We start from the raw sequence: 15,830 nt of genomic DNA, 5'->3' as shown, positions 1-15,830 counted from the left end.
AGAAGTCTGCTGTTAAGCGACGGCTGACTCATCCTCCTTGTTTCTACGCCCTGCCGTTAATAAGTGTGATCTCTGTAGCTTTTTTGCCGCTTTCTGCGTGTTGGGACACATAAAATCGCCTGTTTTCCTGCCGATTCGATCACGAAAAAGCCTGTCTGACCGGTTAACCCTCCCTGCTATTGTCAATCTCATCCTCCTGCCTCCTCCCCCGTAAAAAAGCGGATGGCGGAGGATTTTTCCTCTGTGGCCTTCACGCACACTCCCAGCCATTCGAAGGAAGTCGTAACGAGACGGGAGAAAGCAATGGCGAATGTGGTGCTGAAAGAGGTCACCAAATCCTGGGGCGATGTGGTGGTATCGCAAGATATCAATTTGACCATTGCCGAAGGGGAGTTCGTGGTATTTGTCGGGCCGTCAGGCTGCGGCAAATCAACGCTGCTGCGCATGATCGCCGGGCTGGAAGATATCACTGCCGGTGAGCTGACCATCGGCGGTAAACGCATGAACGATGTGCCGCCTGCGGAACGCGGTGTGGGCATGGTGTTTCAGTCCTATGCTCTCTATCCCCACCTGACGGTGGCGGACAATATGTCGTTTGGTCTCAAGCTGGCGGGCGTCGGCAAACGTGAAATCCAGCAGCGTGTTTCGCAGGTAGCGGAAGTCTTGCAGCTGGCGCACCTGCTCGATCGTCAGCCGAAAGCGCTCTCCGGCGGTCAGCGTCAGCGCGTAGCGATTGGCCGCACGCTGGTGGCCGAGCCGCAGGTTTTTCTGCTGGATGAACCGCTCTCTAACCTTGATGCTGCGCTGCGCGTACAGATGCGTATTGAGATCTCTCGTCTGCATAAGCGTTTACAGCGCACCATGATTTACGTCACCCACGATCAGGTCGAAGCAATGACGCTGGCGGACAAAATCGTGGTGTTGGAAGGCGGACGCATCGCGCAGGTCGGCAAGCCGCTGGAGCTTTATCACTATCCCGCTAACCGATTTGTCGCCGGTTTTATCGGCTCGCCCAAGATGAACTTCCTGCCGGTTAAGGTAACCGCCACCGCAATCGATCAGGTTCAAGTGGAGCTGCCGAATCGCCAGCAGGTCTGGCTGCCGGTAGACAGCACCGGCGTACAGCCCGGCACCAATATGTCCTTAGGTATTCGCCCCGAACATCTGCTGCCCAGCGAGGTGGCGGACGTTACGCTGCAAGGCACCGTTCAGGTCGTCGAGCAGCTGGGTCATGAAACGCAAATCCATATCCAGATCCCCGCGCTGCGTCAGAACCTGGTCTACCGCCAGAATGACGTGGTGCTGGTTGAAGAAGGTGCCCAATACGCCATCGGCCTGCCGCCACAGCGTTGTCATCTGTTCCGAGAAGATGGCCGCGCATGCCGTCGGTTACACAGCGAACCCGGCGTAGAAGCACACAACAACAGCAGAACGTTAACAGGAGAACCGCGATGATAACGCGCTCTAAGTACCCTCTGGCCGTGGCAGTGGCCCTTGCTATCGTAGCACCGCACGCTAATGCGGTGGATTTCAAAGGCTATGCTCGTTCTGGTATTGGCTGGACCGGCAGCGGCGGCGAGCAGCAGTGCTTCCAGGCAACCGGCGCCAGTTCTAAATATCGTCTCGGCAACGAATGCGAAACCTATGCGGAAATCGAGCTGGGCCAGGAAGTATGGAAAGAAGGCGAAAAAAGTTTCTACGTTGATAGCATGATCGGTTACAGCGTTTCGCAGCAGAACGATTATGAAGAAGATTCGCCTGCGGTACGTCAGATGAACGTGGTGGGTAAAAACCTGTTTGATGCGCTGCCGGGTGCCAATATCTGGGCCGGTAAGCGTTACTACAAACGCCACGACGTGCATATGATCGACTTCTACTACTGGGATATCTCCGGTCCTGGCGGCGGTATTGAAGATATCGATCTCGGCTTTGGTAAACTCTCGCTGGCCGCTACCCGCAGCAGCGAATCGGGCGGCTCCTCTGCGTTTACCGTTGGCAACACGCGTGGCGAAGCCAAAGACCGTGCTAACGATATCTTCGATGTGCGCCTCGGCGGTATGCAGGTTAACCCTGGCGGTTCGCTGGAGGTGGGCTTTGATTACGGCAGCGCCAACGATACTGACGGCTATAGCCCGAATGAAAGCGATGCCTCTGACGATGGCTGGATGGCGACGCTGGAACATACCCAGACTTTCTACGGCACCAGCCTGAACAAATTTGTCGTGCAGTATGCTACCGATGCCATGACGCAAAACCGCAACGGTCGTCCCGGCACCGCCGAGAACAACAACGGCTCAATGATCCGCGTGATTGATCACGGCGCTATCGATTTCAACGACACCTGGAGCCTGATGTATGTCGGCATGTACCAGGATGTAGATCGCGATAACAACAACGGCACCACCTGGTACACCGTAGGCGTGCGCCCGATGTACAAATGGACGCCGATCATGAGCACCCTGCTGGAAGCGGGTTACGACAATATCAAGTCGCAACGCACCGGCGATCGTAACAGTCAGTATAAAGTTACCCTGGCGCAGCAGTGGCAGGCGGGCAACAGCATCTGGTCACGTCCGGCTATCCGCGTTTTCGCTACCTACGCCAAGTGGGATGAGAAGTGGGGCTACTCCTCTAACGACACCAGCAGCGATAACTACGTTGCTAACGTCGCTAACAACACCGCTTTCAGCGACACCAGCTCCCGCACTTTCAGCCGTGGCGATAGCGATGAGTTCTCCTTCGGTATTCAGATGGAAGCCTGGTGGTAACAAAACAAGCTAAAGGAGCGTAGTTAGCTCTGCGATCTGCCTTAGCCCGCCGTTCTATTGCCTGAGAGCGGCGGGTTTCTCCTGAGGATAAAAAAATGAAAAAACATCTGCTCGCGCTCTGCCTGTTTCCGGCTCTGAGCTTTACCGTGCTGCCTGGCTTCGCCGCCAGCCCCAGCGTTAATCCACAAAATGTGGCGACCGCACCAAGCGTATCGCCTGATAAACTGCAACGTCTTTCCTGGCTGCCGCTGACGCCACCGGTGAGTCAGGATATTATGCTGGATGCCGCGTCGGCCACGCTGAACGAAGGTGACATAAGCGGGCCGGTGGCTGCCGTGACGCTGCCTGCCGATCAGGGCTCGCTGGAAGTGACCTTAGCCAGCATCATGAAAGATCAGCAAGTCTATGCGCCTAATGTGCTGGTGCTGGACAGCCAGCTTCAACCTGCCGCTTTCTTTCCCAGCAGCTATTTTACCTATCAAAAGCCCGGCATCATCGCCACTAACCGGCTGGAAGGCACCATGAAACTGACGCCGGTGCTGGGGCAAAAACAGATCTATCTGTTGATCTACACCACCACGCGTGACCTGGCGCAGACCTCTACCATGATCAATCCGGCGAAGCTCTACGCGGAAGGGGCCAGCAATGCGATCCCTGACGTGCCCGATCCGATCGTGCGTCATGTCAGCAGCGGCACTCTGTCGCTGAAAGTGAAAAGCGAGCAGAACAGCGGCAATATCATGATTGGCAAGCTGTTCGGTTCCGATAGCGCCAAACCGGTTGTGGTTGGCAGCAACAATGCGGCGGTGAGCCAACCGTTAGCGCCATCAGCGGCACCGCTTCCCGCACCAGCGCCTGCTGCCAAAGCGGAGCCGATGCTGAACGACACAGAAAAATATTTTAACGACGGTATCCGCAAAGCGGTGAAAGCAGGGGATATCGATAAGGCGCTGAAGCTGATGAATGAGGCGGAGCGTCTCGGCTCCTCATCGGCACGCGCAACCTTTATCAGCAGTGTGAAAGGCAAGGGATAACAGATCCCCATATTGCTGATCTTGCTGGACGATTGGTGCGCCGCTGGCGCACCCTTTTTCGTGGTCATCCCGAACGCTTTTTCCTTCTCGCCGGGTGTTCTGTGCCTGTCTCTGCGCTACACTATGGCACCTGATTTCTTACCGGAGATGCCGTATGTCAGATAACGCGCTTTCCCTGTTGCGCGCCATCGAATGGCTTCCCGCTTCGTCACCGCTTCTCTCTGCCGCACTGCTTGACTGGCTATTGGAAGAGGATTCAATGACGAAGCGCTTTGAACGCCACTGTCGGCAAGTTACCGTTGAGCCACAATATGAGGGTTTTGTCACCGCCGAGGCGATAGCCGCAGAGCTGCCGTTTCTGTCGCGAGAGTCGCGCTACTGGCTGCGCGAGGTAATCCTTTTTGGCGATGGTGTGCCCTGGCTGGTTGGCCGCACGGTAGTGCCGGAATCAACGCTGAACGGACCGGAAATGAAGCTTAGCCAGCTGGGTAACTGCCCGCTGGGTCGTTATCTTTTTTCTTCCTCAACGCTGACGCGGGACTTTATCGATCCTGGTATCGTTGCAGCGCAGTGGGGACGTCGATCCCGCCTGCGTTTGTCAGGCAAGCCGCTGCTGTTGACCGAACTTTTTTTGCCCGCTTCGCCGCTTTATCAAAGTCTGTCTGGAGAAACGCGTGACTAATCTCGAGAAAGGAGTGACGCTGACAAAGCTACAGGCGTACAGCCGCCTGATGCGTATTGATAAACCTATCGGCTCGCTGCTGCTATTGTGGCCAACACTGTGGGCGCTGTGGCTGGCAGGTGAGGCAGTGCCATCGTTACAAGTGCTGTTGGTGTTTGTGCTCGGCGTCTTTTTTATGCGCGCGGCGGGTTGTGTGGTAAATGACTTCGCCGATCGGAAAATCGACGGACATGTAAAGCGTACCCAGATGCGTCCGCTGGCCAGTGGCGCGGTCACGGAAAAAGAGGCGAAAGTGCTGTTTGTCGCCCTGGTGCTGATCTCCTTTGCGCTGGTGCTGACGATGAATGCATTAACCATCTGGCTGTCGTTTGCCGGGCTGGTGCTGGCGTGGATTTACCCTTTTATGAAGCGCTACACTCATTTGCCGCAGGTGGTGCTGGGCGCAGCTTTCGGCTGGGCGATACCTATGGGCTGGGCAGCGGTCAGCGGTAGCGTGCCGCTTAACTGCTGGCTGCTGTTTTTCGCCAATATTTGCTGGACGGTGGCTTACGATACGCAGTACGCCATGGTGGATCGGGATGACGATTTAAAAATTGGTGTCAAATCAACGGCGATCCTGTTCGGGCGCTTCGATAAGCTGATTATTGGATTATTGCAGCTGGCGACGCTGCTGCTGTTGATATGGGTAGGATTGCGTATGGCGCTGGATGGCGCTTTTTACTGGTCGCTACTGGTTGCCGGTGCGCTCTTTGTGCATCAACAAAAATTAATCGCCGATCGTCAGCGTGAGCGCTGTTTCCAGGCCTTTTTGAATAACAACTATGTTGGGCTGGTGGTGTTTGTTGGCGTTGCGCTGAACATGCCGCCTTTCAGCCAGTAGTAAGATAAACAGAATAATAAAACGGGCGCTCCAGGGCGCCCGTTTTGTTTTATGCGCCAGCTTAACTCAGCTGTGCGCGACTGCATTTTCAATGGTTTGTCGCACGTCACTGGTAATCAACTCTGACAGCAGGCGAGAGGTGCTCTGCGTTTTGTCCAGCGCCGCATCGCCGGTATCGCTGATATAGCCTTCATCACGCAGCGTCAGCACCAGCGTCGAGAAGACCGCTTTATCAAAGAACTCTGGTGCGTTGATACCGTGCAGTACCGACAGGCGCTGGGCCAGGGTACGGCTCTCTTTCTCCAGCGAACCGCGATTAATTTCTGGGTTGGCGCTCAGGATAGAGAAAGTGATGGCATAGCGCTGTAGCGTTTCACGCATCCCGGCAGCCAACAGCTGTAGCGTCCGAAAGCGAGTGGCATTCAGGCGCATCGTTTCGCCCTCAACCGTAATAAGCTGCTGGCGTGCCAGCTCCGCTACCAGAGACTGAAGCAGCTGCGGCAGCTGCGCTTGATCCCAGCGCAGGAACAGTTCGCTTTTCAGCAGCGGATAGATCACTTCTACCTGACGTAGCAGCTCTGCGGTATCAATCTCGCGGCGCTGCTGCACAATCGCGGCGATCAGCGACGGCATGACCAGCATATGATGTACGTTATTGCGGTAATACGTCATCAACACAGCCTGCTCACGCGGCAGAATAATGATATCGCCGATATTGTCCTGCTCGGTCTCAAACTTGTTCATGCTTAGCGCATGTTTCAGCAGCGCTTCTGGCGTCATATCCGGCACGGTAGCATCCGGCGAATAGGGCACGTTGCGCAGCAGCTCAAGATAGCATTCTAACTGTTCCAGCAGCTGTTCGCGGGTTAGCGAACGCTGACGTGAAGCGAGCAGGGCAGTTACGCACAGGTTCATCGCGTTGACGGCACCGGCGTTATTAATACGCACCATAACCTGCTGAGCGATATCGTTAACTGCCGGCGTCAGCCACTGCGGGCGCTGAGCCACAATGGGATCGATAGAGTCACGCCACTCCGGTACCTGTTTGTTAAGGTAGCTCACCAGCGGCAGCGGTTCGCCGAAGTTAACGTAGCCCTGCCCCAGGTTGCGCAGCTTACTGAGGCCACGCACCATCTGCATAAAGCTCTCTTTCTCTTTCGCCGCGCCGCGCAGCTCTTTGGCGTAAGTACCCACTTCCATTACGTGCTCGTAACCGATATAGACCGGCACCACGGTAATCGGGCGATTACCGCCACGCAGCATCGCCTGTATCGTCATTGCCAGCGTGCCGGTTTTCGGATCGAGCAGGCGTCCGGTACGCGAGCGCCCGCCCTCAACAAAATACTCTACGGAATAACCGCGGCTGAACAGTTCGCCCAGATATTCACGGAACACCGTGGAGTAGAGTTTGTTGCCTTTAAAGGTGCGACGGATAAAGAATGCACCCAGGCGGCGGAAAATCGGACCGGCGGGCCAGAAGTTAAGGTTAATACCGGCGGCGATATGCGGCGGCACCAGGCCCTGATGATAGAGCACATAGGAAAGCAGCAGATAATCCATATGGCTGCGGTGACAAGGTACGTAAACCAGCCCATGTCCGTCCAGCGCCAGCTGACGCACTCGTTCGCCGCCGCTAACGTTGATGCCCTGATAAATTTTGCTCCACGTCCAGCCGATAACGCGATCGGTAAGGCGGATCATTTCATAGGAGAAGTTGGCAGCAATTTCTTCCATCAGCTCGACGGCATTTTGCTGCGCTTTTTCCTGCGAAATTTTCTTACTGCGCGCCTCATCTTCTACCGCTTTAGCGATAGCTGGTGATTGCAACAGCTTGTTAAACAGATCGTGGCGTACCGGCAGACGTGGCCCTACGGCAGCCAGCCGTTGACGGGCGAAATGGATGCGCGCCACACGCGCCAGTTTTTGCGCGATAGTTTTATCGGTACCGTGTTCCGTCGCCATTCGGCGTAGCGAAACCATCGCTGAAAAGCGAACAAAACTGTCACGCCCCAGCCACAGCACGGCGAAAAATTTTTGCACCCCGTTCAGTTCGCGCAGATAAGGTGTCTGTTCGCCCTGTACCTCGCGTCCCGGCGCACGGCCAAACATCACCGAAACCGGCACCATCTGTACGTCTAAATCGGGATTATTACGGTGCAGATCGAGATAATCGTGAAACAGCTTCACCGATTCCTGATTCGGCACGAAATAGGGGAATACGCGCGGGCCGTCATGAATAAAAACATAACGCGGCAGCAGCGTACCATCGATCTCCAGCGGCTCAAGCGGATCGGGCAGATCATGCAGGCGGCACTGGGTGCGCAGCGCCAGCAAATCGGCCTTTGAATCGTAAGGCAGCACATACATAATGGGGCGTGATGTATCCAGACCCAGTTCGGTGACCGGATCGCCCGGTATCGCCTTACTTTTAACTAAAAATGTAAGTGGTAAATTCAGTAACTTATAATAAAGTTTACGCCAACCTGACATAGACAACATGAAGCCTCTTGTTAGCAAAGCGCGGCAAGCATACCAGAAAGCGCATTGAAGATCTGTGGTGTTGCATTTAGTGCTCCACCCTGACATTGACGTTAAACATGGCAAAGGGTTCCCTGAAGATGGCAAATAACGTAACGGGCCTGGTACGCATCATCAAAGCGGCGGGCTATTCCTGGAAAGGCTTGCGCGCGGCATGGCAACATGAGGCGGCGTTCCGTCAGGAAGCGGTGCTGGCGCTGGTGGCCATTATTATTGCCTGTTGGCTGGATATCGATGCCATGACGCGAGTCATGCTGATCGGTTCGGTGGTGCTTATCATCATTGTTGAAATCCTTAACAGCGCTATCGAAGCGGTCGTTGACCGTATCGGCAACGAATTCCATCCGCTGGCTGGACGGGCGAAGGATATGGGATCCGCCGCCGTTCTGATCAGCATCATACTGGCGCTTTTTGTCTGGGTAACCTTGCTCTGGTCATATTTGCGATAGCGCTTCCGTAATAGACAAAGTGTCGTTTTTTACGCGGCAATTGGTTTCCATTCCGCCAATACCTGTATATACTCACAGCGACTGTATAAACAACCAGGGGGCGGGATGAAAACCTTAACGGCTCGGCAGCAGCAGGTTTATGACCTGATTCGCGATCACATTAACCAGACGGGGATGCCGCCTACACGTGCGGAAATTGCCTCTCAGCTGGGCTTCCGCTCCCCTAACGCTGCTGAAGAACACCTGAAAGCGCTGGCGCGTAAAGGCGTAATTGAGATGGTCTCCGGTGCGTCGCGTGGTATTCGCCTCATGGCGGAAGAAGAAAACGGCCTGCCGCTGATCGGTCGTGTCGCCGCCGGTGAGCCGCTGCTGGCGCAGGAACACATTGAAAGCCGCTTTCAGGTCGATCCTAATCTGTTTAAGCCCCATGCAGATTTTCTGCTGCGCGTAAGCGGCATGTCGATGAAAGATATCGGTATCGTTGATGGTGACCTGCTGGCGGTTCATAAAACGCAGGATGTGCGTAACGGGCAGGTAGTGGTAGCGCGTATTGATGATGAAGTCACGGTAAAACGCCTGAAAAAACAGGGCAACACAGTACAGCTACTGCCAGAAAACAGCGATTTCCAACCGATCGTGGTCGATTTGCAACAGCAGACGCTGACGATTGAAGGACTCGCCGTTGGCGTTATTCGTAACGGCGACTGGCTCTGATGCTGCGGTGGCGGCTGTGGTCGCCACCCCGTTTCGCTTCCTCTCTTTTTCTCCGGCGATAACCGCTGTGGCCTGTCGCCATATTGTTATCACGGATGGTCATGCAACTCTTTTCAGCAACTGATAAACAACTTTGGCGGCTGGCGCTGCCGATGATCCTCTCCAACATTACCGTTCCGCTACTGGGCCTGGTTGATACCGCCGTTATTGGGCATCTGGACAGCCCGGTTTATCTGGGTGGCGTAGCCGTTGGCGCTACGGCGACCAGCTTTCTGTTTATGCTGCTGCTGTTTCTACGTATGAGCACTACCGGTCTGACGGCGCAGGCTTTTGGTGCCGACGATAAAGCCGGGATGGCGCGCGCGCTGGTGCAACCATTGCTGATGGCGCTGGTGGCTGGCGGATTATTTATCTTGTTGCGTTACCCGCTCAGTAGTCTGGCGGCACAGGTAGTCGGCGGTAGCCCGGAAGTGCTTGAACAGGCACAGCGTTTTATTCAGGTGCGCTGGCTCAGTGCGCCTGCCACGTTAGCAAACCTGGTGATTCTCGGCTGGCTGCTGGGCGTGCAGTATGCGCGTGCACCGGTGATTTTACTGGTGACAGGCAACCTGGTGAATATTCTGCTCGATCTGTGGTTTGTCATTGGTCTCCGCTGGGGCGTTGCGGGCGCTGCATCGGCAACGGCGATTGCTGAATACGTTACGCTGGCGGTAGGGCTGGGGATGGTATGGCACGTAATGCGTCTGCGGCAGATCTCTTTCACGCTGTTGAAAAGGGCAGTACGGGGCGATATGCGTCGTCTTCTGCGGCTGAATCGCGACATTATGGTGCGTTCGCTGCTGTTACAAGTCTGCTTTGCGTCGGTCACGGTATTGGGCGCGCGCATGGGCAGTGATATTGTGGCAGTTAATGCTGTGTTGTTGATGTTCCTGACCTTTACCGCCTATGCACTGGACGGCTTTGCCTATGCGGTCGAAGCGGTATCAGGCGAAGCCTTTGGTGCGCGCGATGCGGATAAACTTCACCGTGTTTGGCGTGCCGCCTGCCGTCAGGCGGGTACGGTGGCGCTGCTGTTTGCCTGTGCATGGGGATTCTGGGGGCAGAATATCGTTGCGTTATTAACCTCTCTGTCTGCTTTGCAAACGCTGGCGGATCGCTATCTGTTTTGGCAAATGATTTTGCCGCTGGCGGGTGTCTGGTGTTATCTGCTGGATGGTATGTTTATTGGCGCAACGCGTGGACGCGAAATGCGTAACAGTATGGCCGTGGCCGCGCTGGGTTTCGGCTTAACGCTGTTGACGCTGCCTCATCTTGGTAATCATGGCCTGTGGCTGGCGGTTACGGTTTTTCTGCTGTTACGTGGTTTAACGCTGGGCTGGATATGGCGACGTTATCAACGACGCGGCGACTGGTTCACGATTTGACATACTTCTTTACGGCTGCGCTTATTACCTGAATCCGCTGGTTTTTTGGCGGATTCAACGGGTTTATTGCCTGTTTTTCAGTTCATACTTCTGTGTTTTCGGGCGGATCTGCCGCTTCCTGCTATAGTTAAATAGTGACAAACAAGGAATCAGCGTTTTGTTTCACAGAATGAAACGATGCTGAGATTCATCGAGCTGCTAACACCTAAGGTAGAGGAAACAACTATGAACAGAGACGAAGCCGGCGGTAACTGGAAACAGTTTAAAGGTAAGATGAAAGAGAAATGGGGCAAGCTGACCGATGATGATATGACCGTTATTGAAGGTAAACGCGATCAGCTGGTTGGTAAGATTCAGGAACGCTACGGCTATGCAAAAGACGAAGCGGAAAAAGAAGTAAACGACTGGGAAACCCAAAACCGCGATTATCGCTGGTAAAGATTTAGCCTTTCAGGACGATGCTCCTACCCTGGCACACGGAGTGTGCCGCATTTTCTTTCTGTAAACCCGCGTTTTACTGCTGACTGGTTTTTCATCGTTGAAAAAACAATGCGCCTTTTTTATTGATTAACGCATCTCACTCTAACAGGTTGTTTACTCCAGCTTTATCTGGATCTTTTAGCTATTGTTCAGCGCCCGCGTTTTTTGCTGACCTGGCTGTGATCGTGCGTACAGGTTTCGGGGTGTTCACAGCTCTCTACATCCCTACAGTTCGCACACAGACCATGCGCTTCAATCACGCTGTTACTTAGCGCAAAGCCGCTCTGCTGCGCCAGTAGTTCGAGGATCGATTCTACGCCATGCGCTTGCTGTTCACTGACTGCGCCGCAACGATCGCAAATTAACATTGCCGATGTATGCGGTGGCTGCTCGAAATGATGGCAAACCACATAGCTATTGTTGGATTCCACGCGATGAATAAAACCCTGCTCCAGCAAAAAATCGAGCGCACGATAGACGGTGGGCGGTTTTGCCTGCGGCTCAGATACACGTAGCAGATCGAGCAGATCGTAAGCGCTGATAGCGCCGTTTCTCTCGCTCATTAAACGCAGCACCTCCAGACGCTGCGGCGTCAGGCGCACATTACGCTGCTGACAGATTTTTTCAGCCTGCGACAGAATCTGCTGTGAAGGTGATAGCATAATTATTCTCCAACGATTGAGATGTTATCTTATCACGTTGCACAAAAAACGCCGACTCCTTCCTTAACTTCCCTGAAAAAGCCCGATTCGGACGCTTTACTTGCCGTTCTGCTCTGATTATTGCCAGGCACAAAAAACGACTGCTTGAGCAAAATGAAATGACATGCTTTAGCGCCATCCCTAATGAGCGCTTATTGCTTGCTGGCATATCTTACTTCAGTCAATGTTTAATGTTTCTTAATCAGTGAGAGCCAAATAAAAGCTACAGTGATAAGAACTTTTAAGTTAATAATTGATTATAAAACAGGCAATGGATTAATAAGCTGGGGAAAAAGCCTTGAGTTCAGGGCAATAAATTGGGAAGTTATTGGTCATAATTCGGTCAGAGGTTTCCTGCTTACTTTTAGCTTATTTTGGGTGGCGTCTAATAATGGCAATGAAAACTGTTAAATATTTTAAGATTTCTTCTGTAACTGCATTAACCGCAATTATGTTAACCCCCTTTTCTTTGCAGGCGGCCAGCGGTTATTTTGATGCGCGTAACGATGCTATGGGCGGAACCGGCGTTGCATCATCGAATTTTGCTACTGCGCCACTGGCTAACCCGGCGCTGTTAACCAAAGGTCAGGCTGAAGGGGCTATTAGCCTGATCCTGCCTTCCGTGGGCGGGCAGATCAGCGATAAAGATAAAATGATTGATAAGATCGACGATGTGAACAGCACGGTGGATTACTATCGCAATGTGTACAAAAGTTTTGATGCGAGCAACCTGGGCGCTCTGCTTGATAGCTATGCCCGAATTCGCTCAGCCTCAGGTGGTTTAGCCAATCAGCTACGCGATTTGCGCGGTAATCGGGCCGATGGCTCTGCTGGTGCGGCTATTGTGGTGGCGGTGCCCAATGAAACCTTACCCTTTGCCTTTGTCACTAAAGCCTACGGTACGGCGCATCTACAAACTGACGTGGCGCAAAGTGATATCGACTATCTGGACGCGGTAGCTGAGGGTAAGCGGATACCTGCGCCGGGCGATCAGTATCTGTTGCGTTCCAGCGCCACGGGTGTTGCAGCCGTTGTGGCAGATTACGGGATTGCGGTTGCCCACAAGTTTAATGTTGGCGGGCAGGCGGTTTCGGTTGGTATTACGCCGAAGCTACAGCAGACATACCTCTACAACTATCGTGCGCTGGTTTACAACTTCAATAAAAACAAGGTGACCAACAGCGAGTACCGCACCAACGATACCGGATTTAACCTCGATGCAGGGCTATCCACCGACGTTGGCGATAGCTGGACTTTGGGCCTGAGCGCGCAAAACCTGATTTCACGTAATATCGAGACCAAAAAAGTAGAAGGCTATCGTGATACTTATCAGATCCGCCCGCTGGTCACCGCCGGTGCCGCCTGGCATAGCGAAACGCTGACCGCCAGCCTGGATGTTGACGCCACGGCGACAAAGCGCTTTAAATCTCAGAATGACAGCCAGTATGCAGGCGTGGGCGTAGAATATCGCGTGTTGAACTGGCTACAGCTGCGTGGTGGCTATCGTGCCGATATGAAATCTAACGATACCGATGTGGTTAGTGCCGGTATTGGTATTGCGCCTTTCAACAACCGCGTTCATCTTGATCTTGCCGGTTCGGTGGGGGAAGACAACACCTGGGGTGCGATGGCGCAGCTGGGCTTCTCTTTCTGATCGTGCGGCTGCGCCAGAAGCGGCGCAGCCGCTACAGCCTTGTGGTGAAGCTGTGGTATCATTGCGCATAATTTCCACGAACGATTCGGGCTTCTCGCTTTATGTCCCAGCAATTCCCTTCCCAACGTTTTTCCATCGCGCCGATGCTCGACTGGACCGATCGCCACTGCCGCTATTTTCATCGTCAGCTGACGCGAAACACGCTGCTTTACACCGAGATGGTCACTACCGGTGCCATTATTCATGGCAAAGGCGATTATCTGGCGTATAGCGAAGAAGAACATCCGGTAGCGTTACAGCTGGGCGGCAGCGATCCGGCGGCGCTGGCGCAATGCGCGCAGCTGGCGCAGGCGCGCGGCTATGATGAAATTAACCTGAACGTAGGCTGTCCTTCCGATCGCGTACAGAATGGTCGCTTCGGTGCCTGTCTGATGGGCGAAGCCGTGCTGGTCGCTGACTGCGTTAAGGCGATGCGTGACGTGGTATCTATTCCGGTCACGGTAAAAACCCGCATCGGCATTGATGATAGAGATAGCTACGAATTCCTGTGTGATTTTATCGGCACCGTAGCGCAGCAGGGCGGTTGCGACACCTTTATTATTCATGCCCGTAAGGCCTGGCTGTCCGGCCTCAGCCCGAAAGAAAACCGCGAGATCCCACCGCTGGATTACCCACGCGTATATCAGCTCAAGCGTGACTTTCCACACTTGACGCTGGCGTTAAACGGTGGCGTCAAATCGCTGGAAGAGGCACAGACCCATTTACAGTATGTTGATGGCGTCATGATGGGGCGTGAAGCCTATCAGAATCCTGGTCTGCTGGGTCAGGTGGACCGCGTGCTGTTCGGCAGCGAGGCACCGGACGCCGATCCTGTTGCCGTAGTGCGCGCTATGTATCCTTATATTGAGTGTGAACTGACGCAGGGTACTTACCTGGGGCACATCACTCGTCATATGCTGGGTCTGTTTCAGGGCATTCCGGGTGCGCGGCAGTGGCGTCGCTATCTGAGCGAGAATGCGCATAAGCCAGGCGCAGATATCGAAGTGGTAGAAAAAGCGTTGTCGCTGGTTGCGGATAAGATAATCGCCAGCGCCTGATTTGTGATGATTATGTTAAAAATGCGCCTGTGTCCTGCCATTTTTCTATGTCGTACGGTCAGAGAGAAAACGGTGAAAGGATTAATGACTGTTAGTTATCAATAACTTGAATTTTGTTTAATTCGTGAGATGCGCGCTGGATCACAGAGTCACGTTTTTCTCTGGCAATTTCGTTATTAAACATATTTTTTACTTATGATTTCTGCGAGACTACTCAGGTCGAATTAAAAGTCATTCATCATCGCTGTACCCTACAACCACAGCGCGAATGCAAAAAAACAAAAAAGGGGCTTCCTGCGGGAGGCCCCATTACTTTTCTGGCACTGTGTAAGTCAGGGAATAAGCAGGCTGGAGCCCTGAGTTGCACGGCTTTCCAGCGTCGAGTGTGCCCGCTGAGCTTCCCGTAGCGGAAAACGCTGATTTTCCGGCACGTCCACCTTAATCGCTCCGCTGGCAATCATTGAGAAAAGGTCATTGCTGGCCCGCTGTAGCTCATCGCGCATGGTGATATAGCCGTTCAGCGATGGGCGCGTCAGATAAAGCGATCCTTTCTGGTTCAGGATAGCCAGGTTAACGCCGGTAACCGGGCCGGATGAATTGCCGAAGCTCACCATCAGGCCGCGGCGCTGTAAGCAATCCAGCGAGGCCAGCCAGGTTTCTTTACCCACCGAATCGTAAACCACCCGTACTTTGTTACCGTTGGTCAGATCGCTAACGCGCTGAACGATATCCTCCTCGCGGTAATTGATGGTGGCCCAGGCACCGTGATCTTTCGCCAGCTGTGCTTTTTCTGCCGAGCCGACGGTGCCGATCAGGTGTGCGCCCAGCGCTTTCGCCCACTGACAGGCAATCAGTCCGACACCGCCTGCCGCCGCATGAAACAGGAAGATCTCATCCGGCTGCACTTCATAAGTCTGGCGTAGCAGATAATGGACGGTTAGCCCTTTTAAAAACGAGGCTGCTGCCTGCTCAAATGAGATGGCGTCCGGCAGCAGCGCCACCTTATCCTGATGCACATTATGTATTTCGCTGTAGGCTCCCAGCGGCGACTGGGCGTAAACCACGCGATCGCCTGGCTTAATGGCGGTTACGTTGCTGCCGACGCGGGACACCACGCCCGCCGCTTCGGTGCCGATGCCGGAAGGTAATGCCGGTGCCGGGTAAAGGCCGCTGCGCACATAGGTATCGATATAGTTGATGCCGATGGCTTTGTTTTCTACCTGTACTTCATCTTCATGTGGTTCACCGGGATCGAAATCGACCCACTGTAGTTCTTCCGGGCCGCCGTGGCGGGCGATTTGAATACGTTTTGCCATGTCCACTCCTTCAGTTTTCCGGGCACCGCTTTTACCTGCAAACGGCGTAAAAACGGTAAAAAACAGGTATACTTGCGCGTCACTCACATATTC

14 protein-coding genes are annotated in these 15,830 nt (G+C 53.9%); 11 read left to right on the top strand and 3 right to left on the bottom strand.

Going from position 1 to position 15,830, the window contains the following annotated elements; genetic code table 11:
- Window positions 1-303 precede the first annotated feature (303 nt).
- The 5 genes from malK to ubiA all read left to right on the top strand — a co-directional run bounded on the left by malK (window position 304) and on the right by ubiA (window position 5,364).
- Window positions 304-1,455 carry a maltose/maltodextrin ABC transporter ATP-binding protein MalK gene (gene malK / locus C7M51_RS15490; RefSeq protein WP_160622558.1) on the top strand — a complete coding sequence of 384 codons (1,152 nt, stop codon included), beginning with the start codon at window positions 304-306 and terminating at the stop codon, window positions 1,453-1,455.
- A complete protein-coding gene (locus tag C7M51_RS15485; protein ID WP_160622557.1) occupies window positions 1,452-2,768 on the top strand; it encodes a maltoporin in 1,317 nt (438 codons plus the stop codon). Before malK ends, C7M51_RS15485 begins: the two co-directional genes overlap by 4 nt.
- A gap of 95 nt (window positions 2,769-2,863) precedes the next feature.
- Window positions 2,864-3,802, top strand: coding sequence for a maltose operon protein MalM (malM, locus tag C7M51_RS15480; RefSeq protein WP_160622556.1), 939 nt, complete (start codon window positions 2,864-2,866; stop codon window positions 3,800-3,802).
- A 154-nt stretch (window positions 3,803-3,956) separates the two neighbouring features.
- Entirely contained in the window at window positions 3,957-4,484 is a 528-nt protein-coding gene (gene ubiC, locus C7M51_RS15475) for a chorismate lyase (RefSeq protein ID WP_160622555.1), read from the top strand.
- A gap of 19 nt (window positions 4,485-4,503) precedes the next feature.
- Window positions 4,504-5,364, top strand: a complete 861-nt coding sequence (gene ubiA, locus C7M51_RS15470) for a 4-hydroxybenzoate octaprenyltransferase (protein WP_160623672.1) — start codon at window positions 4,504-4,506, stop codon at window positions 5,362-5,364.
- 66 nt (window positions 5,365-5,430) lie between these two features.
- On the opposite strand, the gene plsB is transcribed toward ubiA, so the two are convergent.
- Entirely contained in the window at window positions 5,431-7,854 is a 2,424-nt protein-coding gene (plsB, locus tag C7M51_RS15465; protein WP_160623671.1) for a glycerol-3-phosphate 1-O-acyltransferase PlsB, read from the bottom strand.
- Between the two features lie 128 nt (window positions 7,855-7,982).
- On the opposite strand from plsB, the gene C7M51_RS15460 reads away from it, so the two are divergent.
- The 4 genes from C7M51_RS15460 to C7M51_RS15445 all read left to right on the top strand — a co-directional run bounded on the left by C7M51_RS15460 (window position 7,983) and on the right by C7M51_RS15445 (window position 10,927).
- Window positions 7,983-8,351, top strand: a complete 369-nt coding sequence (locus C7M51_RS15460; protein WP_160622554.1) for a diacylglycerol kinase — start codon at window positions 7,983-7,985, stop codon at window positions 8,349-8,351.
- A gap of 105 nt (window positions 8,352-8,456) precedes the next feature.
- Window positions 8,457-9,065 carry a transcriptional repressor LexA gene (gene lexA, locus C7M51_RS15455; RefSeq protein ID WP_141177268.1) on the top strand — a complete coding sequence of 203 codons (609 nt, stop codon included), beginning with the start codon at window positions 8,457-8,459 and terminating at the stop codon, window positions 9,063-9,065.
- Between the two features lie 101 nt (window positions 9,066-9,166).
- Window positions 9,167-10,489 (top strand): MATE family efflux transporter DinF, encoded by a 1,323-nt coding sequence (gene dinF / locus C7M51_RS15450; RefSeq protein ID WP_160622553.1) that lies wholly within the window; start codon window positions 9,167-9,169, stop codon window positions 10,487-10,489.
- A 225-nt stretch (window positions 10,490-10,714) separates the two neighbouring features.
- Window positions 10,715-10,927, top strand: coding sequence for a CsbD family protein (locus C7M51_RS15445; protein ID WP_160622552.1), 213 nt, complete (start codon window positions 10,715-10,717; stop codon window positions 10,925-10,927).
- A gap of 191 nt (window positions 10,928-11,118) precedes the next feature.
- Here C7M51_RS15445 and zur read toward each other — a convergent pair whose 3' ends face one another.
- Window positions 11,119-11,631 (bottom strand): zinc uptake transcriptional repressor Zur, encoded by a 513-nt coding sequence (zur, locus tag C7M51_RS15440; RefSeq protein WP_208852104.1) that lies wholly within the window; start codon window positions 11,629-11,631, stop codon window positions 11,119-11,121.
- A gap of 430 nt (window positions 11,632-12,061) precedes the next feature.
- On the opposite strand from zur, the gene C7M51_RS15435 reads away from it, so the two are divergent.
- Window positions 12,062-13,324 (top strand): conjugal transfer protein TraF, encoded by a 1,263-nt coding sequence (locus C7M51_RS15435; protein WP_425280976.1) that lies wholly within the window; start codon window positions 12,062-12,064, stop codon window positions 13,322-13,324.
- A 101-nt stretch (window positions 13,325-13,425) separates the two neighbouring features.
- Window positions 13,426-14,421: a tRNA dihydrouridine(20/20a) synthase DusA gene (dusA, locus tag C7M51_RS15430; RefSeq protein WP_160622551.1), complete on the top strand. Its 996-nt coding sequence runs from the start codon at window positions 13,426-13,428 to the stop codon at window positions 14,419-14,421.
- A 332-nt stretch (window positions 14,422-14,753) separates the two neighbouring features.
- On the opposite strand, the gene C7M51_RS15425 is transcribed toward dusA, so the two are convergent.
- Window positions 14,754-15,737: a quinone oxidoreductase gene (locus tag C7M51_RS15425; protein WP_160622550.1), complete on the bottom strand. Its 984-nt coding sequence runs from the start codon at window positions 15,735-15,737 to the stop codon at window positions 14,754-14,756.
- Window positions 15,738-15,830 lie beyond the last annotated feature (93 nt).

The organism is Mixta intestinalis, from assembly GCF_009914055.1.
Taxonomy (GTDB): domain Bacteria; phylum Pseudomonadota; class Gammaproteobacteria; order Enterobacterales; family Enterobacteriaceae; genus Mixta; species Mixta intestinalis.
This window is presented reverse-complemented; position numbering and strand designations above follow the sequence as displayed.

Coding starts and splice junctions, on each gene's coding strand:
- malK (WP_160622558.1), top strand. CDS start 304: ATGGCGAATGTGGTGCTGAAAGAGGTCACCAAATCCTGGGGCGATGTG.
- C7M51_RS15485 (WP_160622557.1), top strand. CDS start 1,452: ATGATAACGCGCTCTAAGTACCCTCTGGCCGTGGCAGTGGCCCTTGCT.
- malM (WP_160622556.1), top strand. CDS start 2,864: ATGAAAAAACATCTGCTCGCGCTCTGCCTGTTTCCGGCTCTGAGCTTT.
- ubiC (WP_160622555.1), top strand. CDS start 3,957: ATGTCAGATAACGCGCTTTCCCTGTTGCGCGCCATCGAATGGCTTCCC.
- plsB (WP_160623671.1), bottom strand. CDS start 7,854: ATGTCAGGTTGGCGTAAACTTTATTATAAGTTACTGAATTTACCACTT.
- C7M51_RS15460 (WP_160622554.1), top strand. CDS start 7,983: ATGGCAAATAACGTAACGGGCCTGGTACGCATCATCAAAGCGGCGGGC.
- lexA (WP_141177268.1), top strand. CDS start 8,457: ATGAAAACCTTAACGGCTCGGCAGCAGCAGGTTTATGACCTGATTCGC.
- dinF (WP_160622553.1), top strand. CDS start 9,167: ATGCAACTCTTTTCAGCAACTGATAAACAACTTTGGCGGCTGGCGCTG.
- C7M51_RS15445 (WP_160622552.1), top strand. CDS start 10,715: ATGAACAGAGACGAAGCCGGCGGTAACTGGAAACAGTTTAAAGGTAAG.
- zur (WP_208852104.1), bottom strand. CDS start 11,631: ATGCTATCACCTTCACAGCAGATTCTGTCGCAGGCTGAAAAAATCTGT.
- C7M51_RS15435 (WP_425280976.1), top strand. CDS start 12,062: ATGGCAATGAAAACTGTTAAATATTTTAAGATTTCTTCTGTAACTGCA.
- dusA (WP_160622551.1), top strand. CDS start 13,426: ATGTCCCAGCAATTCCCTTCCCAACGTTTTTCCATCGCGCCGATGCTC.
- C7M51_RS15425 (WP_160622550.1), bottom strand. CDS start 15,737: ATGGCAAAACGTATTCAAATCGCCCGCCACGGCGGCCCGGAAGAACTA.